A 19,158-nucleotide genomic window follows, 5' to 3' on the forward strand; every position below is an offset into this window, starting at 1 on the left:
ATGCGTGTGGCAATCATCGACGGTTCACATCCCCGTCAGATCGCTCATCAGCCCCGACGCCACCGACAGCCGCGACACGGTGATGTCGCCGCCCTCGGTCAACGCCTGCAGCCGCTCGCGGATGCGCGCCACCCGCTCGCCGCCGGCGTCCAGCCAGGCAGCCACCAGATCGGCCGTCTTGGCGTGGCCGGTGAGCGCCGCCACCGCGATGCCGCGCCGTGCCGCATCGATCGTGTCGGTGGCGCGCGAAAGCGCCAGCTGATCGTAGTAGTCCGATGGCGTGATCGAGCGTGCGGCATCCTCGACACGCGGAATGCGGAAGGCATCGCTGACGGCGAAGAACGCCTTGGCCGCGGCGACGATATCGGCGCCGGCGGTGCGCGCCGTCAGCGCGATGTCGGGGATGAGTTCCGCCACCTCGCTCAGTGCCAGCTGCCCGGCCAAGCTTTCCGGCGCGCCGGCCTTGAACAGCCCATGCCGCTTCTCCTCGATGCGCTCGCGTGAAAAGGCCGGCAGCAGCGAAACGAGCTTGGGCTCCAGCGCCTTGCGGGCTTCCTGCAACTCGGCAATGCGCTGGCTGAGGGGTGCCGTGCCGGCATCGTTCTTCAGATACCAGCCGCTGGTCACATACATCAGCCGGCTGACCATCTGATAGAGATCGAGCTGCACCTGGCCGTCGATCTGGTTGTCGAGCGCGTCGATCTCGCGATAGAGCGCCGGCAAGGCAAAACCGTCACGCACCACCGCGAAGGTCCGCACCACGTCGCCGGCGGTGCGCCCGGTGGCCTCCTGCAGCCGGTTGACGAAGGATGGGCCGCCGCGATTGACCAGATCGTTGGCGACGACCCGTGTGATGATCTCGCGGCGCAGCCTGTGGCCATGGATCTCGGCGGCGTATTTCTTCGCCATCCGGTCGGGGAAATAGCCCATCAGGTCGCGGTCGAAATGCGCGTCATCAGGCACGTCGCTGGCGACGATGTCGGAAAACAGCACAATCTTGGCATAGGCGAGCAGCACGCCGAGTTCCGCTCTGGTCAGCGGTTCGCCACGCGCTTCGCGCTCGGCCAGCGCTGCCGGCGACGGCAGCGTCTCGACGGCACGGTCGAGCAGGCCGCGCGCCTCCAGCGCCGTCATGAAACGGCTCTGATGCGCGATGTCGGCAAGGCCGCGCTTGCGGGCGATCGAAAGCGCCAGCGTCTGCTGGTAGTTGTTGGACAGCACCAGCGAGCCGACCTCCTCGGTCATCTCGGCCAGCAGCTTGTTGCGTGCCGGGCGTGTCAACGACCCCTTGCGCATGGCGGAAGCCAGCGCGATCTTGATGTTGACCTCGACGTCGGAGCAGTTGACGCCGCCCGAATTGTCGATGGCGTCGGAGTTGCAGCGGCCGCCATTCATGCCGAACTCGATGCGCGCCCGCTGCGTGACGCCGAGATTGGCGCCCTCGCCGATCACTTTCGCCCGGACGTCGAGCGCGGTGATGCGAATGGCATCGTTGGCGCGGTCGCCGACCTCGGCATTGGTCTCGGTCGATGCCCTGAGATACGTGCCGATGCCGCCGAACCAGAGGAGATCGACCGGCGCCTTGAGGATGGCGGTCATGATCTCGACCGGCGTGGCGGTGGTCTTGGCCAGGCCGATCGCCGCCGCCGCCGCCGCCGGCAAGGTGATCGATTTCTGGTTGCGCGAGACGATGATGCCGCCTTCCGACAGTTTCGTCTTGTCGTAGTCCTGCCAGCTCGAACGCGGCAGCGCGAACATGCGCTCGCGCTCGGCCATCGAGGCTGCCATGTCGGGATCGGGATCGATGAAGATGTCGCGATGGTCGAAGGCCGCGATCAGCCGGGTTTTCGGCGACAAAAGCATGCCGTTGCCGAACACGTCGCCTGACATGTCGCCGACCCCAACGACGGTGAAGGACGAGGTCTGGATGTCGCGGTTGATCTCGCGGAAATGCCGCTTGACCGCTTCCCAGGCGCCCTTGGCGGTGATGCCCATCTTCTTGTGGTCATAGCCGGCCGAGCCGCCGCTGGCGAAGGCGTCGTCGAGCCAGAAGCCGTGCTTCTCCGAGATCGCGTTAGCGGTATCGGAGAAGGTCGCCGTGCCCTTGTCGGCGGCAACGACGAAATACGGATCGTCCGGGTCGCGTCTGATAACGCCGGCCGGCGGGATGACGCCGTCGAGGCCGATATTGTCGGTGATCGACAGCAGGCTGGAGACGAAGTTCTTGTAGGCCGAAGTACCGGCCTCGAAGATCGCGTCGCGGCCGGCGCTCATCGGCAGCTTCTTCGGATAGAAGCCCCCCTTGGCGCCCACCGGCACGATGACGGCATTCTTGACCTGCTGTGCCTTGACCAGGCCGAGCACCTCGGTGCGGTAGTCCTGGGCGCGGTCGGACCAGCGCAGGCCGCCGCGCGCCACCGGACCGAAGCGCAGATGCAGACCTTCGACCTCGGAGCCGTAGACGAAGATCTCCCGCCACGGCCGCGGCGCCGGCAAGCCCTCGACCGCGTGCGAGTCCAGCTTGATCGCCAGCGACTGGCCCTTTTCTTTCGTATCGGCAACGAAATGATTGGTGCGCAGCGTGGCTTCGATCAGATTGAGGTAGCGCCGGATGATGGTGTCGTCGTCGATGTTCGGCACATCCTCCAACGCATCCTTGATCTTGGCCTTGAGATGCTTTGCGGCCACCACGCCTTCGTTCTCGGCTGTCGGACCAAGCCGGGCGATGAACAGCGCATGCAGGCCACGCGCTATGTCGGGATAGCGGTTGAGCGCGGCGGCGATGAAATCCTGGCTTTGCGGAATGCCGACCTGCTGCAGATAACGGCCATAGGCGCGCAGGATGGTGATCTCGCCAGACCACAGGCCGGCGGTCTGGGCGAGGCCGTTATAGCCGTCATTATCGACGTCGCCGCGCCAGACGGAGAGGAACGCATCTTCGAACAGCGCGCCGCCATCGGTCAGGTCGATCGGCTGGCCGTAGCTGTTCTCAAGCTCCATGTCATGAATAAAGACTAAGCCGGGCCGATCACTATTGATCGTGCCGACCTGGTCGTCGCCGACCTCGAAAGTGCGCTCGCTGATGACGCGGAAGCCGATGTTTTCCAGCACCGGCACGCGGCGCGACAGCGCCACCGGGCTGCCATGGTGATAGATTTTCAGCGATGCCTGGTGCGGCTTCTGCTCGGCATGGCGATAATAGTCGATGGCGATCGGATTGCCGGCGCTGATCTTGGCAATGCGCCCGGCATCGGCCAGCGCCACCGCCGCGCTGAACGAATCGCGGTAGCTTTCCGGCAGCCGCGCGGCGATCGCCTTCAAAGCCTGGTCGCCGCCACTGGCCTCGGCCGCATCGGAAAGGGCGTCCTCCCAGGTACGCACGATGTCGCGGATCGCCGCCTCTATCGTCGCTTGCTCGACCTTCGGCGTCTTGCCGCCGGAGCGGCCGATGATGAAGTGCACGCGCGCCAGCCCGCCCTCGGGAAAGGCCGGGTAGTAGGCCGACAGCCGGCCTTCGAATACGGTTTTCAGATAGGAGCCAATCTTCTCGCGCACGACGCTGTCGTAACGGTCGCGCGGCACGAAGACGAGGATCGACACGAAACGGTCGAACTGGTCGGCGCGCACCAGCGCCCGCACGCGTGGCCGCTCGACCAGGCCCAGAATGGCGGCGGCATGTTTGCGCAGGATCGGCACCGGCACCTGGAACAGCTCGTCGCGCGGATAGCTTTCCAGCACGTTGATCAGCGCTTTGCCGGAATGATCGTGCCGGTCGAAGCCGGACTTGGCGATGATGGTTTCGGCTTTTGACCTCAGATACGGGATCTTCATCACCGAGCGCGTGTAGGCGGTCGAGGTGAACAGGCCGACGATGCGCAATTCGCCCGCGAGCGTACCCTTGGCGGTGTAGGTCTTGATGCCGATGTAATCGAGATAGATGCGGCGGTGCACGGACGACTTGGCATTGGCCTTGGTGACGATCAGCGGCTCCGGCCCATGCAGGAAGGCGCGGATCTCCGGCGTCGTCGTTACCGCTTCGGTGCCGCGCCTGAGCACCAGCACGTCGGGATCGGACAGGATGCCAAGGCCAGGCTTTTCAGCGCGCTCCAGCGTGCCGCTTTCCTCGCCGCCGGTGTATTTGAACTCGCGCATGCCAAGGAAGGTGAAATTGTCGTCGCGCAGCCACTCCAGGAAGGCGAGAGCCTCGGCAACGCTCTTCTTGTCGAGCGGCACGGCCGTATAGCGGAATTCCGAGATCGCCTGATCGAGGCGGGCCAGCATTGGCCTCCAGTCGTGAACGGCGGCATGAACCTGGCCAAGGATCTTGCGCAGCCGCTCGCTCAATCCGCTCGCCTGCTCGGATGTCAGCCGCGGGATGTGGACATGGATGACGCTCAGCCGGTCGTGGCTGCCATCGTCCTTGGCGAAATTGCCGTCGCCGAGGATTTCTTCCACGCCGCCCTTGCCGTGGCGCACCACGATAACCGGATGGGTGACCAGGGTCGGTTCGCCCGATGTCTCGGTGATCTCGCCGAGGATGGAATCGAACAGGAACGGCATGTTGTCGTTGACGACCGTGACAACCGTCATCGGGCGGCCGTCTCGCACAACGCCCGAATCGGCATCGACGGCGACGACGCACTCGCCTTTCCTGTGAGTGGCGACTGCCTGGCCGGCGAGATCGGCAGCCCGCTCCAGGTCGGCCACATCGTAGGGAGCAATGTCTTCAGCTGGCGCGCGGGCGAGCAGATAGTCTGCAAGCCTGGCTGGCCTTTCCTCCGCTTTAAGCGCTGCCGTGGCTTTTTTCTTCGGCTTGCTCGCGGATTTCACGCTGGCCATGACGCACGTCCCTCCCGTCGAATGCTTTTACGACTATGGTAGCAGATGACCGCTGTTTGGCGACAAAGGTTTGACGGCTTGCCAAGAATTATCGGAATTTGGCGACAAGATGCCGCGCAACGAGGAGAAATGACCCATGACCGGCAAAATCAGCGCGCTTGATCTTGGCCAGGGAGAGCTGAGCGAGGCGACAAAAACCTATTTCGCCAAATGCGAGGAGAAGCTCGGCCTCGTCCCCAACGTGCTCAGGGCCTATGCCTTCGACGACAAGAAGCTGCGCGCCTTCACCGACATGTACAACGATTTGATGCTGGGTGAGTCCGGCCTGTCGAAGCTGGAGCGCGAAATGATCGCGGTCGCCGTCTCCTCGATCAATCATTGCTACTATTGCCTGACCGCGCACGGCGCGGCGGTGCGCCAGCTCTCCGGCGATCCGGCGCTCGGCGAAATGATGGTGATGAATTTCCGCGCCGCCGATCTTTCGCCCAGGCAGACGGCAATGCTCGAATTCGCCGTCAAGCTGACGCAAGAGCCGGCCAAGATCGTCGAGGCCGACCGGGGCGCGCTGCGTCAGGCCGGCTTCACCGATCGCGACATCTGGGACATCGCCTCGACCGCTGCCTTCTTCAACATGTCGAACCGAGTGGCTGCGGCAATCGATATGCGGCCGAACGACGAATACCACGCCATGGCAAGGTGACGGATTGCGGCAGGGGCGAGACCGGGGCGTTATATTAGCAGTGTCGCATTCTCGTTGCTTGTTTGCCGGTTTGGTCCGATGATCGGCAGGCGGCATGACCGCATGCCGGTTCGATGCCGCTCACCAAGGGAGGAGAACATGGCGAAATATCTCTACGTCTATCATGGCTCGGGCAAGATGCCGACCGACGAGGCCGAGCGGAAGGCCGCAATGGACGCCTGGAACGGCTGGTACGGCAAGCTCGGCTCGGCCGTGGTCGACGGCGGCAATCCGGTCGGCATGTCGAAGATGGTGCTGCCCGGCGGCAAGGTCGAGAACAATGGCGGCAGCAATCCGGCCGCCGGCTACACGATCGTCGAAGCGAAAGACATCGACGATGCCGTCGCCAAGGCCAAGGACTGCCCGATCCTGATGAACCCGGCCTTCAGCGTCGAGATCGCGCCGATCATTGAAGTGATGTGACGCGCCGGCTCAGGACCGCGTCGCTATGGCGGCCGCCGCACCGGCCATCGTCGTGGCGCTGATGCGATTGGCGATCTTCATGGCGCGCTTGCTCTTCAAAAGCTTGCGCGCCTGTGATGTGGCGAGCACCCAGGCGAGATCGATGGCGACCAGCACCACGGCCATGGTCGCCGTCAGCTCGACCCAGCCGACGATGCTGACCGAAGCGAGGTCGATGATGGTCGGCAGCAGCGCCAGGTAGAACATCATGATCTTGGGATTGCCGAGCGTCACCGCCATGCCGGCGAAGAACAGTTTTATCGCCGAATCCTCGCGCGGCATCTCGCCCTCTTTTGCATCGACAGGCGCGGTCCACATCTTCCAGGCGAGGTAAGCGAGATAGGCAACGCCGACCCATTTCACCACGACGAAGGCGAAATGGAAGGTCTGCGCCACGACAGCCAGCCCGAACACCGCCAGCGATAGCCAGATGCCCTCGCCGATCCACATGGCGAGCAGAAACGGGAACACGTCGCGAAACCCTTTCGAGATGACGCGGGCGACAAGCGCCGCGATCGATGGCCCAGGCGAGCCCGCGGCAACGAACAGAGCGGCGGCGAAAATCAGGAGCGAGGTGGGGTGCATAACCGGGTCTCTGGTTGAAAACCTTCGATTTCGGATATTAACGCAAGTGGCTCGGCTGCGGTAGCACCGACAAAAGACCCTTGTCGGTCCGGCATGTCGCGGCTAGAAAGGCCATCGCGAAACAATTTTGAGCTTCACTTTGCCTACGTAACCGCCGGTCTCGCCAACTCCCCCGACACACTGCATGACACCGCATTTGCGGTATCTGTTTTCATTTTCATGTGTTCTTCTGGGCGGCGGTTCGAGACCGGTTTGGCACTGCTGAACCGTTGTTGCGCGCTGCCGCCCGTGACATCCGATTTCCGATCATAGCAAGCGACCGCCACGCCGCGCCCGCATGGGCATCTCGACATCGCCGGCCTGATGAACTTCCCGACGGGAAGGGCTTATCGGCATGTCTGGACTTCTGCGTATCCACTGGGCAATCGCGCCCAAGACCGCACCTCGACCGCTCATCAATTGCAACCGCTGCGGCACCGTGAGGGCCTATTGCAGCAGCGGAAAGTTCCGCGTCAACGCCAATGGCAAACGCATCGACGTGTGGCTGATCTATCGCTGCATCGACTGCGACAATTCCTGGAATTTCGGCATTTTCGAACGCTGCAACCGCCGCGACATCGACCCGGCGCTGCTGGCGGCGCTCGAAAGCAACGATCCTGCACTCGCTCACCGTCATGCCTTCGATGCGGTGGCGTTGCGCAACCGGATCGGGCGCGTCGAGGAGTTCTCCGATGTCAGCGTTCACAAGCGCAGGCTCGGCGACACCAGGGAAGCCGCGACCGTGTTGGAACTCCAGCTCGGGCTCGAAATGCCGACATCGCTGCGGCTCGACCGGCTGCTCGCAAGCGAACTCTGCATCTCGCGATCACGGCTTCAGGCGCTGGAGGAGAAGCGGCTGCTCATCGTTGACCCGGATGGAGCAAAGGCCCTGCGCAAGCCGGCCCGTGCGGGAAACACGATCTGCATCGATCTGGCCGGCGAGGCCGATCGGCAGGCCATCATCGCGGCTGCCGGTGGATGAACGAAAAAGGGGCGGAACACTGGTTGCTCCGCCCCTCTCGATTATCGGAAAACAGAGAGCTTACGCCGCGCCGACCACCTTGGACGACTTCTCGAACCGCTTGCGCTCGTTCGGATCGAGATAGAGCTTGCGCAGTCGAATGGTCTTCGGCGTCACTTCGACCAGCTCGTCGTCCTGGATCCAGGCCAGCGCGCGTTCCAGCGTCATGCGGATCGGCGGGGTCAGCTTGACCGCCTCGTCCTTGCCGGCGGCACGGATGTTGGTCAGCTTCTTGCCCTTGAGCACGTTCACTTCAAGGTCATTGTCGCGGCTATGGATGCCGATGATCATGCCCTGATACACCTTGACGCCCGGATCGATGACCATCGGGCCGCGATCTTCCAGGTTCCACATGGCGTAGGCGACCGATTCGCCCTGTTCGTTGGAAATCAGCACGCCATTGGTGCGGCCTGGCAGCTCGCCCTTGTAGAGCTCATAGGCATGGAAAAGCCGGTTCATCACGGCGGTGCCGCGCGTGTCGGTCAAAAGCTCCGACTGGTAGCCGATCAGGCCACGGGTCGGCGCATGGAAGACAATGCGCTGACGATTGCCGCCGGATGGGCGCAGTTCGACCATCTCGGCCTTGCGCTCGGACATCTTCTGCACGACGACGCCGGCATGCTCCTCGTCGACGTCGATGACGACTTCTTCGACCGGCTCCAGCAATTCGCCATTCTCGCCCTTCTGCATGACGACGCGCGGACGCGACACGGCGATTTCAAAGCCTTCGCGCCGCATCGTCTCGATCAGCACGGCCAGCTGCAATTCGCCGCGGCCGGAGACGAAGAACGAATCCTTGTCAGGCGATTCCTCGATCTTCAGCGCGACATTGCCTTCGGCTTCGCGCAGCAGGCGGTCGCGGATGACGCGGCTGGTCACCTTGTCGCCTTCGGTGCCGGCCAGCGGACTGTCGTTGACCAGGAACGACATGGTCACGGTCGGCGGATCGATCGGCTGCGCATGCAGCGGTTCGCTCACGCTCGGGTCGCAGAACGTGTCGGCGACGGTGCCCTTCGACAAGCCGGCAATGGCGACGATGTCGCCCGCCTGCGCTTCTTCGATCGGCTGGCGCTCAAGGCCGCGGAAGGCCAGGATCTTGGAAATACGGCCGGTTTCGATCTGGGTACCGTCATGGTGCAGCACCTTGACCGGCTGGTTGGCCTTCAGCGTGCCGCTCTCGATGCGGCCGGTGATGATGCGGCCGAGAAACGGATTGGCTTCCAGGATGGTGCCGATCATGCGGAACGGACCGGGATGAACGGTCGGCTCCGGCACATGCTTGATGACGAGGTCGAACAGCGGCGCCAACTGCTGGTCCTTCGGTCCTTCCGGATTTTCCGAAACCCAGCCATCGCGGCCTGAGCCGTACAGAATCGGGAAGTCGAGCTGCTCGTCGGTGGCGTCGAGCGCTGCGAAAAGGTCGAACACCTCGTTGACCACCTCGACATGACGGGCGTCCGGGCGATCGATCTTGTTGATGACGACGATCGGCTTCAGGCCGACCTTGAGCGCCTTGCCGACGACGAATTTGGTCTGCGGCATCGGCCCTTCGGCGGCATCGACCAGCACGATGGCTGAGTCCACCATCGACAGGATGCGTTCGACCTCGCCACCGAAATCGGCGTGGCCGGGGGTGTCGACGATGTTGATGCGGGTATCCTTCCAGTCGACCGAGGTCGCTTTGGCCAGGATGGTGATGCCGCGCTCCTTTTCGAGGTCGTTGGAATCCATGGCGCGCTCGGCCACGCGCTGATTGTCTCGGAAGGAGCCGGACTGCTTCAAAAGCTGGTCGACCAGGGTGGTCTTTCCATGGTCGACGTGCGCGATGATCGCGATATTACGGATTTTCATGTTCTGGTCTCGGAAGCGTTGCAGGCAGCAGGCCAAAAGGCGCTGCCTCTTTCGGTTGCGCGGCTCATACAGGGTTTTTCGCAGTTGCGAAAGAGGAGGCGCGTCACCAAATACTCATCAAATCTTAAGCATCTGCGTGTGAGATGATTTTGTTAACCAAGGCGGGAACCCCTCGGGGCCCGGGCAGTTCGAACGTCATGACCGATAAACTCAACCGATTCTGGCCGCTCATCGCCTCTGTTGCCTTCGCCGTCCTGCTGGCGGCCAACGCCGCGCAGTCGGCCGCGACGACGAAGGAATCACGGCCTGCCTTGCCGTCAGAGGCACAGTCGGCCGAGCAGATTTTCGCCGACGCGCCCGACGGCGTCGACCCGGTGGTGACCGGCCCGGTTAGCGCCGCCTTCAAGCAGCGGCAGGACGCCGCCAACTGCGACAGCGCCGTCTGGCCGAATATCCCTATGGTCTGCTACCCGGACTAAGACATCGCGCGCCCTAGACGCGCGACACCTTTCCATCAGCGCGCGCTTATGCCGACCGCACCGGGTCGAGCGTCACCTTGTAGAGTTCGTTGTCGTCACGATCCATCAGCCGCACCGTCATCTGCTCGCTGGCGCCTGAAATATCGACCAGCCCGAAGAATTGCAGACCTGCCGAGGGCGGCAGGTTCTGTCCCTGTTCGGCGGTCGGCGCCTTGATGAACTTCAGCTCCGGACCGAACGTCATGTCGAAATCGTTCGGCCCGAACGTTCCGGCATGGATCGGACCCGAAACGAATTCCCAGAACGGATTGAAATCCTGGAACTGCGCCTTGTCTGGGTTGTAATAATGCGCGGCCGTGTAATGCACGTCGGCGGTGAGCCAGACGGTGTTGCTGATGCCGGCATTCTTGATGAAGCGCAGCAGGTCGGCGATCTCGAGCTCACGCCCTTTTGGCAAGCCATTGTCGCCATTGCTGACTGCTTCGGCACCAACCTTCTTGGTGCCGTCGTCCCAGACGACGAGGCCGAGCGGCATGTCGGCGGCGATGATTTTCCAGGTCGCCTTCGAATTCGCCAGTTCGCGCTTCAGCCATTTCGTCTGCTGTTCGCCGAGCATGCGCGATTGCGGCGTCATCTCATCCTGCATGTCGGGACCATTGGAGCCGCGATAGGAACGCATGTCGAGGAAGAACACGTCGAGCAGCGGCCCGTAGGCGATCTTGCGATACACGCGGCCGGGCTCGGAAGGTTCGTAGCGGATCGTCGTCATCTCGTGGAAAGCCCGCGCCGCACGGGCCGCCAGCACGTGGATGGATTTTTCCGTATAGCGGCTGTCGGCGCTGAGATCCTTCGAATCCGACCAGTTGTTCAGGACTTCATGGTCGTCCCACTGGTAGAAAGTCGGGCAGATGGCGCTGAGGCCGAGCACGTTCCTGTCCATCATGTTGTACTTCCACTGGTCCCGGTATTCGTCCAGCGTCTCGGCAACCTTGCGCTTGCCGTCGATCAGCACGACGTTCTTCCACTTGCCGCCGCCGGGCAGGTCGACCTCGTCCTTCATGGCGCCGTCGGCATAGATGGTGTCGCCCGAATGCAGGAAGAAGTCGGGCGTGTGCTTGCCGATCGTGGCGTAGGTCTTCATGCCGGTCTCATCGATGCCCCAGCCCTGGCCGGCGGTGTCGCCCGACCAGGCAAAGCGGATGTCGCGCTTCGAGGCCGGCGCCGTCCTGAAGCGCCCGGTGATCGGCTCGGAAACGGCGTTGATGTCGGCGAGATCGGCTGCCGTCATGCGATAGAAGATATCCTGGTCCGAAGCGAGGTCGGTGAGCAGCCGCTTGACGGTGTAGTCGCTGGCCGGCGACGTATCGAGCGGCGCCAGGCGTGTCGCATTGGCGAAATTCTCCGTCGACGACACTTCGAACATGACGCGCGACGGGCGATCGGTGCGCGTCCACACCATGCCGCTGGTTGCGTCGACATCGCCGGACTGGACGCCATGGGTGAAGGCCGGCCGCTGACTGGCGCGCGAATAGTAGGGCAGCGCCAGGCTCGAGACGCCGGCCAGGCCAACGGCGCTGGCGGAGGTGACGAAAGCGCGGCGAGTCATCGAAAGCTTGTTCACGGCTGTCTCCTGGATGGCTTGAACGGTGCCACCAAAATCCAGCGTCAATGTTTCAGGGACATCTCGGGATCATGAAGTTTTTCTGACGATCAACAGGCGGGTGGGCGTTTGCGCGGACGGCGAAGCTGCCGATCTTCCTCCGTGTGGGGGAGATGGCAGCTTGGCCGGTAGCGTCTCTCCCTACGCCGCCTGCGGCTCCGGCTCGAATGCCGGCTTGCTGGTGTTGATCAGCAGCGAGATACAGGCAGCGGCTATTGCCGTCATGCCGGCGATCAGGAAGGCCAGTTCGTAATTGCCCTGCAACTCGCGCATGGTGCCACCAAAGGCGGCGGCGGTCGCCGCACCGATCTGGTGGCCGGCGACGATCCAGCCGAACACGATCGGCCCACTGCGATCGCCGAACGCCTCATTGGCGAGCCTCAGAGTCGGCGGCACGGTGGCGATCCAGTCGAGACCGTAGAGCACGGCGAAGATGATCAGGCTGGTCGCTGAGAAGCCGGAATAGGGCAGGTAGATCAGCGACAGGCCGCGGATGCCGTAATAGACGCCGAGCAGCTTGCGCGGGTCGAAACGGTCGGTGAGCCAGCCCGACAATGTCGTGCCGATCAGATCGAAAATGCCCATCATCGACAGCAGGCCGGCGGCCTGCACCTCACCAATGCCCATGTCGCCGCAAAACGCGATCAGATGCGTGCCGATCAGCCCGTTGGTGGTGAAGCCGCAGACGAAGAAGGTGGCGAACAGATACCAGAACACCCGCGTGCCGGCAGCACGGCGCAGCGTCGAGAACGTATGCGCCAGAAAGTTGCCCTGTGACGCAGGCGGGGTCGGCGGCACATCGTCAGCCTCGGCGCCATAGCGCACCATGCCGATCGATGCCGGCCGCTCCGGCACCAGCAGCCAGACCAGCGGTATCAGGGCAGCGGTCGCGATCGCGACCGCAATGACAACCGGCTGCCAGCCGCCCGACTGTGCCAGAGCGGCGATCAGCGGCAGGAACACCAGCATGCCCGAGGCACTGGAGGCCGACATCAATCCCATGACAAGGCCGCGATTGGTCTTGAACCAGCGATTGACGATGGTCGCGCCGAGCACGCTGGCGACGGCACCGGAACCAATGCCCGAGAACACGCCCCAGGTGATGAACAGATGCCACGGCTTGGTCATCAGCAGGCTGAGCATGGTCGAGCCCGACATCACCACCAGCGAGGCGAGCAGCGTGCGGCGCAGCCCGATGCGCTCCATCAGGGCTGCGGCAAATGGCCCCGTCAAACCGTAAAGCAGAATGCCGACACCGGCGGCCAGGGAGATGACGTCGCGGCGCCAGCCGAAACTGTTCTCGAGTGGCAGCATCATGACCGAGGGTGCGGAGCGCAGGCCAGCCGCGACCAGCAGGCTGAGGAAGATGACGCCGACCACGACGAAAGCGTAGCGCTGGCCAAAGGGGCGAGATTGAGTTATCATGTTACTGACCGGTACGTTGCAGGGTGGGAACATGTATACGTACCGATCGGTAACATTGTCAATCGAGTCACACGATGCCAACCGACAAAAATATTGAACTGACCATCAGCGACGGTCATGCATCCGCTCCGCCGAAAGCCGCCAAGAAGATCCTCGATGTGGCCTATGACCTGTTCTACCGGCGCGGCATCAGGGCGATCGGCGTCGACGAGATCGTCAAGCGTGCCGGCGTCACCAAGCCCAGCCTCTACCGCAGCTTTCCGTCCAAGGACGAACTGGCCGCTTCCTATCTCAAGCAATATGACCGTGAATACTGGGAGCGCTTCGACGAGGCGGTCGCCGCTCATCCCGGCGACCCGCGCGCTCAGATCAAGGCTTTCCTGACCCGCATCGGCAAGCGCACGCAGGTGGCGGACTATCGCGGCTGCGGCATGACCAATGCGGCGGTCGAATATCCCGACCACAGCCACCCGGCTCGCGTGGTCAGCGAGGCCAACAAGCAGGAACTGCGCCGCCGGCTGCGCGTCATGGCGGCTGCGATGGGCGCGCAAGACCCAGACACGCTCGGCGACGGCCTGCTGCTGCTGATCGAGGGCGCCTATATCAGCGGCCAGTTGTTTGGCCTCGGCGGTCCGGCGCAAGCGGTTGCCCGCAATGCCGACCTGCTGATCGAAGCCAGCTTGAAGAAATAGCGTTTGGCGCTACGCTGCAATGGCTTGCAACGGAGATTGACCGCCATGCGTGCCATTCTGATCCCGCTTGTTCTGGTCAGTCTCGGTCAGGCGGCGCAAGCCGACGGCATTTCCAGCGCCTACACCGATCTGGATTCGAAAACGGACTGCGTGACCTACGCGCAGGCAGAAGAAGGCGACGGCGACTGGGCCGAACTCGCCTGTTCAGGCTATCGCGGCTATCCCGTACTGATCGCCTATGACGACGCCCGTGAATCGCTGTTCTACGGTTTTCCGCCCGGCGGCGACATGACGACGGTCTGGGAAAGCTTTTCCGACCTCAATTCGTCCGGAGCCAAAGTCGAATGGCGCATCGAAACCAAGGGCGACACGGCAGTGCCCTATGCCGTCATCCATCGCCGCTCGATCAGCAATCCCGAGGACGAGAAAAAGCCGACCGAGGTGCTGCTCGTCGCCAAGGTCGGCCAGATGGACGCCCGCGACGGCTGCACCGTCGGCCTGGTGCTGGCCACCGGCAATCCCGCCGCCAACGACCAGGCGCGCAAGCTTGCCGACGACAAGGCGCGCACCTTCGCCTGCGGCAAGGACAGACACACCGTCATCGGCAAAGTGCCGGCTTTCGGCCGGGTCGACAACTGACCGGTCGGGCTACTTGCTCGCCTTGGCCCGCTCGATCGCGTCGACGATCATCTTCTTGGCGTATTTGGAATCGTGCCAGCCTTCGATCTTGACCCATTTGCCGGGCTCGAGATCCTTGTAGTGCTCGAAGAAGTGCTGCACCTGCTGGCGCGTAATGTCGGGCAGCTGAGTGTATTCGGTGACGTTCTCGTAACGCAGCGTCAGTTTTGGCGACGGCACGGCGATGATCTTCTCATCCTGGCCGGCATTGTCTTCCATGATCAGCACCCCGATCGGCCGCACGTTGATGACGCAGCCCGGCACCAGCGCGCGCGTGTTGCAGACCAGCACGTCGATCGGATCGCCGTCGCCCGACAGCGTGTGCGGCACGAAGCCGTAATTGCCGGGGTAGCGCATCGAGGTGTGCAGGAAGCGGTCGACGAACAGCGTGCCGGCCTCCTTGTCCATCTCGTACTTGATCGGCTCGCCGCCGATCGGCACCTCGATGATGACGTTGACGTCCTCAGGCGGATTCTTTCCGCTGGCTATGGCTTCAATGCGCATGGCTTAAATCCCTCTCTCGATGGACGATCGATAGCGGGCGGCGCGTCATGGTGCAATGCGGCGAATGGTGCTGGGTGCGAATGGAACGCCCAATTGCCGAAAGGCCGGGTTGTCATTCCCAGACGAAAGCGACCTTCTTCAGCGCCTTCTGCTCGAAGATCTCGACGCCCTCGGCGACATCGCGGCCACCGGCGCCGGCATAGAAGGCAAGCGCGTTCTGGTTGTCCTCCAGCGCCCACACGACCATGCCTTTCAGCCCGTGATCGGCCAGCCGCGCTTTGGCCGCCGAAAACAGGCGGCTGCCGAGCCCGATGCCCTGATATTCCGGGCGCAGGTACAATTCGTAGATTTCGCCCTGCTGGCGCAGTTCACGGGCGCGGTTCTTGCCGATCGTCGCATAGCCGGCGATCTTGCCGCCGATTTCGACGACCAGAACGGTGGCGGCGCGGCGAATCGCATTCGCCCACCAGTCGGCGCCTCGACGGTTGATCATCGATGTCAGGGTCCGGTGCGGAATGATGCCGGAATAGGCGCCGCGCCAGGCTTCCAGATGCACCTCGGCGATGGCACTGGCATCGCGCGGGTCGGCTTTCCGGATGTCGATCGTCAGCGTATTCATGATTTGTTAACCATAAACCCGCATCGCCCGATTGCAAGGGTCCGGGCGGCCAGCCGGCTGCTTTCTCACAGGCGATCACCGCGCTGGTGAGGGGCCTTCAAGACTTCTGTGGAAAGGCTCAAATCTCGACGAGATGGTCGTCAAGCTCGTTGCTGTCGCCCGCAGTGACCGGGAAATGCTCGGCCAGCACCGCACCCACCAACTCGATCGCCTTGACGAAGCCGTCGGCAAGCCGGTCGTCGCCGGCATGCACGGTAAGGTCGCGCACGACGCCATCCCAGACATGCTGGCCGACCTTGGCGTCGATACCCGAATCGGCAACCACCTCGGCATAGCGCTCGGCGATCGAGACGAAGACCAGCACGCCGGTGCGCGCCGTGGTGCGGTGGACGTTGCGGGCGAGGAACTGCTTGATCGCGTTGGCGTGCGCCACCTGGTAGCGCAGCCGCCTCGGCACCAGGTGGATGCGCATACCAGGCAGCGCCCACAACAAGGCCAGCAGGCAGGCAAGCGCCAGGAGCTGGGCGAGGACGAAATGCGGCAGCCGGATCGACAGCCACCAGGCCTCCAGACCGTAGCCGACCGCCAGGCTGACGATCAGCATGCACACGGTCGCCATGAAGGCGGCCGGGAAGAAATAGCCGTCGCTGGCATGCGCCACGACACAGTAGATTTCGCCGTCGGTTTTCTCCTCGGCGGCGCGGATCGCGGTTGCGATGCGCTCATGATCCTGCGGGCTGATTGGTCGTGTTGCCATGATCTGTCTCACCAGCTTCCTGAAGAACCGCCACCACCGGACGAGCCGCCGCCACCGGAAAATCCGCCACCGCCGCTTGACCCCGAGGACCAGCCACTGCCCGAACCCGAAGACCAGCCGCCGCCCGACGACGAACCGGTTGTCCAGCCAGTGCCCGAGTACCCGCTCGGCCCGCGGCCATAACGAAACGTCATGCCCAGCCATTTGTACACGCCCGGCGACAGTTTCGTGCCGAACATCGGCGGCAGGAACGCCATCGCCATCCCGCCGAAGAACATCGTCGCCCACAGGATCAGGAACACGGCAAAGATCGGATCGATGGACGTGCCGTCATCGGCGGGATTGCGCTTGCCCCGCGCCTCCAGCTCCTCCGGATTGCCTTCCAGCACCATGACCATGTCGTCGACGGCCTTGCTGATGCCGCCGGAGAAGTCCCCGGCGCGGAAGGCCGGCACCATGTCATTTTCGATGATCAGCTTGGTGTGCAGGTCGGTCAGCGTGCCTTCCAGCCCATAGCCGACCTCGATGCGCATCTTGCGGTCGTTCGGGGCAACCAGCAGCAGGACGCCATTGTTTTCCTTCGCCTGGCCGAGCTTCCAGAAGCGGAACAGCCGGTTGGCGTAAGGCTCGATCTCCTCGCCATTGAGGCTGGGAATCGTCGCGACGACGATCTGGTCGGAGCCTTTCGTCTCGAAGTCGGCGAGTTTTTGGGTCAGCGCCGTCTTGGTCGCGGCATCGATGATGCCGGCATTGTCGACGACACGGCCGGTCAGCGCCGGCAGGTCGGTCGCGTAGGCCATGACGCAGGAGAACAGCACGACCGCAGCAATCAGGACGGCCGAGGCGAGGCGGTCGCGTTTCGACAGGCTGATGCTGGATACCATCATGCCATCACCAGCTTCCCGACGAGCCGCCGCCGCCGGACGAACCGCCGCCGCCGGAAAAGCCTCCACCGCCGCTTGACCCCGAAGACCAGCCGCCGCCGGAACTCCCCGACGACCAGCCGCCACTGGAGGATCGCCGGCTTGGCTCGAAGGTCATGCCAAGCCAGCGGTAGCGGCCGGGGCCAAGCTTCTGGCCGAAGATCGGCGGCAGCACGGAAGCCGCAATGCTGCCGAAGAAGATGATCGCCCAGATGCTGATGAAGACGGCGAAGAACAGGTCGTCGGAATCGAAAGGCGCTTGCTGGTTGCGCTCGCCGCGCGCCTCCAGCTCCTCCGGATTGCCTTCCAGCACCATGACCATGTCGTCGACGGCCTTGCTGATACCGCCCGAGAAGTCCCCGGCGCGGAAGGCCGGCACCATGTCATTTTCGATGATCAGCTTGGTGTGCAGGTCGGTCAACGTGCCTTCCAGCCCATAGCCGACCTCGATGCGCATCTTGCGGTCGTTCGGGGCCACCAGCAGCAGGACGCCATTGTTTTCCTTCGCCTGGCCGAGCTTCCAGAAGCGGAACAGCCGGTTGGCGTAAGGCTCGATCTCCTCGCCATCGAGGCTGGGAATCGTCGCGACGACGATCTGGTCGGAGCCTTTTGTCTCGAAATCGGCGAGTTTTTGGGTCAGCGCCGCCCTGGTCGCGGCGTCGATGATGCCGGCATCGTCGACGACACGGCCGGTCAGCGCCGGGAGATCGGCCGCGAGGGCCGAGAACGGCAGCACAAGGACGAGGAGGACGACTGCGACAAGACCAATGACGCGCCGCCTCTCACCGGCCAGCAAGATCACGACGTTTGGCCCCGCCGTTCACCCGCCCTGCTTCGTGCCGAAATCGACCTTCGGCGGCTGCATCTTGTCTTCGGCGACGGTGAAATTGGCGAAGGGCTCGTTGCCGCGGAACCAGAAGGTCGCCCACAGCACCGAGGGGAACGTCCTCAGCGTCAGATTGTAGTCCCTGACCGCCTGGATGTAATCGCGCCGCGACACTGCGATGCGGTTCTCGGTGCCTTCGAGCTGCGCCTGCAGCGCCAGGAAGTTCTGATTGGCCTTAAGGTCGGGATAGGCCTCCGAGACCGCGATCAGCCGCGACAGCGCGCTGGTCAGCCCCGCCTGGGCATCCTGAAACTTCTTGAGGGCTTCGGGATCCTTCAGCGTTTCCGGTGTTACCGTGATCTGCGTTGCCTTGGCGCGCGCCTCGACCACCGCGTCGAGCGTATCCTTTTCATGCGAGGCATAGCCCTTGACCGTCTCGACCAGGTTGGGGATGAGGTCGGCGCGGCGCTGATACTGGTTCAGCACCTCGCTCCATGCCGCCCTGGCATTTTCTTCCGCCGTCGGGATGGTGTTATAGCCGCAGCCTGCAAGCAGCGGCAGCACGATCGCCATCATCAGGAAGGCGGGCAGCGTGCGGAACGTGGACGGCAAGGCAAGGCGCTGGGCAAACATGATGGGGTCCCTCGGTAGAAGTTGCACGCGAAGCATTACCACAATCAGCGCGCAAGAAAACCGCCCGCGCCGGCAGCCCCTCGCCTGGCACGCCCGGTGCCGCTGCAAGGCTCTGTGATTGGCCGTGCGAACGCGATAAGGTCCGGCAAAACGGGACATCATCATGGCGGAACGCCAGGACAGCGACAAGGAATCGCGCCGTATCCTCGAGCGCATTGCGCGCGAGACGGATCCGGCCGGCAACTCGTTTGTAGCGCGGGCAGCGAAAGGCATGCACGATCACGTCACCGCGGCCGATGCCGATCGTGCCGATCCGATCGAAGTCTGGGGCACCCGCTTTGGCCGCACGCTGGGCCTGCTGCTGGCGCTGGGCCTGATGGTCTGGCTCGTGCTTTACGTCATCCGGGGCAGTTAGGAATCAAACGA

18 protein-coding genes are annotated in these 19,158 nt (G+C 63.4%); 7 read left to right on the forward strand and 11 right to left on the reverse strand.

The features are described 5' to 3' along the window. Positions 1–24 precede the first annotated feature (24 nt). On the reverse strand, positions 25–4,839 hold the full coding sequence (locus P3C39_RS09425; protein ID WP_275953497.1) for an NAD-glutamate dehydrogenase: 4,815 nt from the start codon (positions 4,837–4,839) through the stop codon (positions 25–27). 136 nt (positions 4,840–4,975) lie between these two features. On the opposite strand from P3C39_RS09425, the gene P3C39_RS09430 reads away from it, so the two are divergent. After that, the gene (locus P3C39_RS09430; RefSeq protein WP_063169467.1) at positions 4,976–5,539 is read left to right on the forward strand and encodes a peroxidase-related enzyme; all 564 of its coding nucleotides are present in this window, start codon (positions 4,976–4,978) and stop codon (positions 5,537–5,539) included. A gap of 138 nt (positions 5,540–5,677) precedes the next feature. Further along, positions 5,678–6,001 (forward strand): hypothetical protein, encoded by a 324-nt coding sequence (locus P3C39_RS09435; RefSeq protein WP_013529006.1) that lies wholly within the window; start codon positions 5,678–5,680, stop codon positions 5,999–6,001. Positions 6,002–6,010: 9 nt separating this feature from the next. Here the strand turns inward: P3C39_RS09435 and P3C39_RS09440 are convergent, their stop codons facing one another. Continuing rightward, positions 6,011–6,625, reverse strand: a complete 615-nt coding sequence (locus tag P3C39_RS09440) for a LysE family translocator (protein WP_275953496.1) — start codon at positions 6,623–6,625, stop codon at positions 6,011–6,013. A 394-nt stretch (positions 6,626–7,019) separates the two neighbouring features. Between P3C39_RS09440 and P3C39_RS09445 the strand changes: the two genes are divergently transcribed. Continuing rightward, positions 7,020–7,646 carry a DUF1062 domain-containing protein gene (locus P3C39_RS09445; RefSeq protein ID WP_275953495.1) on the forward strand — a complete coding sequence of 209 codons (627 nt, stop codon included), beginning with the start codon at positions 7,020–7,022 and terminating at the stop codon, positions 7,644–7,646. A 60-nt stretch (positions 7,647–7,706) separates the two neighbouring features. On the opposite strand, the gene typA is transcribed toward P3C39_RS09445, so the two are convergent. Then, positions 7,707–9,536 carry a translational GTPase TypA gene (typA, locus tag P3C39_RS09450; RefSeq protein WP_275953494.1) on the reverse strand — a complete coding sequence of 610 codons (1,830 nt, stop codon included), beginning with the start codon at positions 9,534–9,536 and terminating at the stop codon, positions 7,707–7,709. Positions 9,537–9,733: 197 nt separating this feature from the next. Between typA and P3C39_RS09455 the strand changes: the two genes are divergently transcribed. Beyond that, entirely contained in the window at positions 9,734–10,015 is a 282-nt protein-coding gene (locus P3C39_RS09455; RefSeq protein WP_224618852.1) for a hypothetical protein, read from the forward strand. 46 nt (positions 10,016–10,061) lie between these two features. Here P3C39_RS09455 and P3C39_RS09460 read toward each other — a convergent pair whose 3' ends face one another. Both P3C39_RS09460 and P3C39_RS09465 read right to left on the reverse strand, forming a co-directional pair. After that, positions 10,062–11,636, reverse strand: a complete 1,575-nt coding sequence (locus P3C39_RS09460) for an alkaline phosphatase (protein ID WP_275953491.1) — start codon at positions 11,634–11,636, stop codon at positions 10,062–10,064. A 180-nt stretch (positions 11,637–11,816) separates the two neighbouring features. Then, positions 11,817–13,100, reverse strand: coding sequence for an MFS transporter (locus P3C39_RS09465; RefSeq protein WP_275953490.1), 1,284 nt, complete (start codon positions 13,098–13,100; stop codon positions 11,817–11,819). A 74-nt stretch (positions 13,101–13,174) separates the two neighbouring features. Between P3C39_RS09465 and P3C39_RS09470 the strand changes: the two genes are divergently transcribed. Further along, positions 13,175–13,792 carry a TetR/AcrR family transcriptional regulator gene (locus P3C39_RS09470; RefSeq protein ID WP_275953489.1) on the forward strand — a complete coding sequence of 206 codons (618 nt, stop codon included), beginning with the start codon at positions 13,175–13,177 and terminating at the stop codon, positions 13,790–13,792. Between the two features lie 45 nt (positions 13,793–13,837). Continuing rightward, a complete protein-coding gene (locus P3C39_RS09475; RefSeq protein ID WP_275953487.1) occupies positions 13,838–14,431 on the forward strand; it encodes a hypothetical protein in 594 nt (197 codons plus the stop codon). A 9-nt stretch (positions 14,432–14,440) separates the two neighbouring features. On the opposite strand, the gene ppa is transcribed toward P3C39_RS09475, so the two are convergent. The 6 genes from ppa to P3C39_RS09505 all read right to left on the reverse strand — a co-directional run bounded on the left by ppa (position 14,441) and on the right by P3C39_RS09505 (position 18,732). Then, positions 14,441–14,974: an inorganic diphosphatase gene (gene ppa, locus P3C39_RS09480; RefSeq protein WP_013528997.1), complete on the reverse strand. Its 534-nt coding sequence runs from the start codon at positions 14,972–14,974 to the stop codon at positions 14,441–14,443. Between the two features lie 112 nt (positions 14,975–15,086). Further along, positions 15,087–15,593 carry a GNAT family N-acetyltransferase gene (locus P3C39_RS09485; protein WP_013528996.1) on the reverse strand — a complete coding sequence of 169 codons (507 nt, stop codon included), beginning with the start codon at positions 15,591–15,593 and terminating at the stop codon, positions 15,087–15,089. 118 nt (positions 15,594–15,711) lie between these two features. Then, complete coding sequence (locus P3C39_RS09490; RefSeq protein WP_275953485.1) at positions 15,712–16,350, reverse strand: TPM domain-containing protein; 639 nt, start codon at positions 16,348–16,350, stop codon at positions 15,712–15,714. An 8-nt stretch (positions 16,351–16,358) separates the two neighbouring features. Then, positions 16,359–17,237, reverse strand: coding sequence for a YgcG family protein (locus tag P3C39_RS09495; protein ID WP_275953484.1), 879 nt, complete (start codon positions 17,235–17,237; stop codon positions 16,359–16,361). Positions 17,238–17,241: 4 nt separating this feature from the next. Further along, positions 17,242–18,042 (reverse strand): YgcG family protein, encoded by an 801-nt coding sequence (locus P3C39_RS09500; RefSeq protein WP_275953531.1) that lies wholly within the window; start codon positions 18,040–18,042, stop codon positions 17,242–17,244. A gap of 51 nt (positions 18,043–18,093) precedes the next feature. Then, entirely contained in the window at positions 18,094–18,732 is a 639-nt protein-coding gene (locus P3C39_RS09505; RefSeq protein WP_024504707.1) for a LemA family protein, read from the reverse strand. A gap of 163 nt (positions 18,733–18,895) precedes the next feature. On the opposite strand from P3C39_RS09505, the gene P3C39_RS09510 reads away from it, so the two are divergent. Next, positions 18,896–19,147, forward strand: a complete 252-nt coding sequence (locus P3C39_RS09510) for a hypothetical protein (protein ID WP_013528991.1) — start codon at positions 18,896–18,898, stop codon at positions 19,145–19,147. Positions 19,148–19,158 lie beyond the last annotated feature (11 nt).

It is taken from the genome of Mesorhizobium sp. XAP4 (assembly GCF_029269325.1).
GTDB lineage: Bacteria > Pseudomonadota > Alphaproteobacteria > Rhizobiales > Rhizobiaceae > Mesorhizobium > Mesorhizobium ciceri.

Bases quoted from the DNA above. Each gene is read 5' to 3' on its own strand.
- P3C39_RS09425 (WP_275953497.1), bottom strand. From the start codon at position 4,839: ATGGCCAGCGTGAAATCCGCGAGCAAGCCGAAGAAAAAAGCCACGGCA.
- P3C39_RS09430 (WP_063169467.1), top strand. From the start codon at position 4,976: ATGACCGGCAAAATCAGCGCGCTTGATCTTGGCCAGGGAGAGCTGAGC.
- P3C39_RS09435 (WP_013529006.1), top strand. From the start codon at position 5,678: ATGGCGAAATATCTCTACGTCTATCATGGCTCGGGCAAGATGCCGACC.
- P3C39_RS09440 (WP_275953496.1), bottom strand. From the start codon at position 6,625: ATGCACCCCACCTCGCTCCTGATTTTCGCCGCCGCTCTGTTCGTTGCC.
- P3C39_RS09445 (WP_275953495.1), top strand. From the start codon at position 7,020: ATGTCTGGACTTCTGCGTATCCACTGGGCAATCGCGCCCAAGACCGCA.
- typA (WP_275953494.1), bottom strand. From the start codon at position 9,536: ATGAAAATCCGTAATATCGCGATCATCGCGCACGTCGACCATGGAAAG.
- P3C39_RS09455 (WP_224618852.1), top strand. From the start codon at position 9,734: ATGACCGATAAACTCAACCGATTCTGGCCGCTCATCGCCTCTGTTGCC.
- P3C39_RS09465 (WP_275953490.1), bottom strand. From the start codon at position 13,100: ATGATAACTCAATCTCGCCCCTTTGGCCAGCGCTACGCTTTCGTCGTG.
- P3C39_RS09470 (WP_275953489.1), top strand. From the start codon at position 13,175: ATGCCAACCGACAAAAATATTGAACTGACCATCAGCGACGGTCATGCA.
- P3C39_RS09475 (WP_275953487.1), top strand. From the start codon at position 13,838: ATGCGTGCCATTCTGATCCCGCTTGTTCTGGTCAGTCTCGGTCAGGCG.
- ppa (WP_013528997.1), bottom strand. From the start codon at position 14,974: ATGCGCATTGAAGCCATAGCCAGCGGAAAGAATCCGCCTGAGGACGTC.
- P3C39_RS09485 (WP_013528996.1), bottom strand. From the start codon at position 15,593: ATGAATACGCTGACGATCGACATCCGGAAAGCCGACCCGCGCGATGCC.
- P3C39_RS09490 (WP_275953485.1), bottom strand. From the start codon at position 16,350: ATGGCAACACGACCAATCAGCCCGCAGGATCATGAGCGCATCGCAACC.
- P3C39_RS09495 (WP_275953484.1), bottom strand. From the start codon at position 17,237: ATGATGGTATCCAGCATCAGCCTGTCGAAACGCGACCGCCTCGCCTCG.
- P3C39_RS09505 (WP_024504707.1), bottom strand. From the start codon at position 18,732: ATGTTTGCCCAGCGCCTTGCCTTGCCGTCCACGTTCCGCACGCTGCCC.
- P3C39_RS09510 (WP_013528991.1), top strand. From the start codon at position 18,896: ATGGCGGAACGCCAGGACAGCGACAAGGAATCGCGCCGTATCCTCGAG.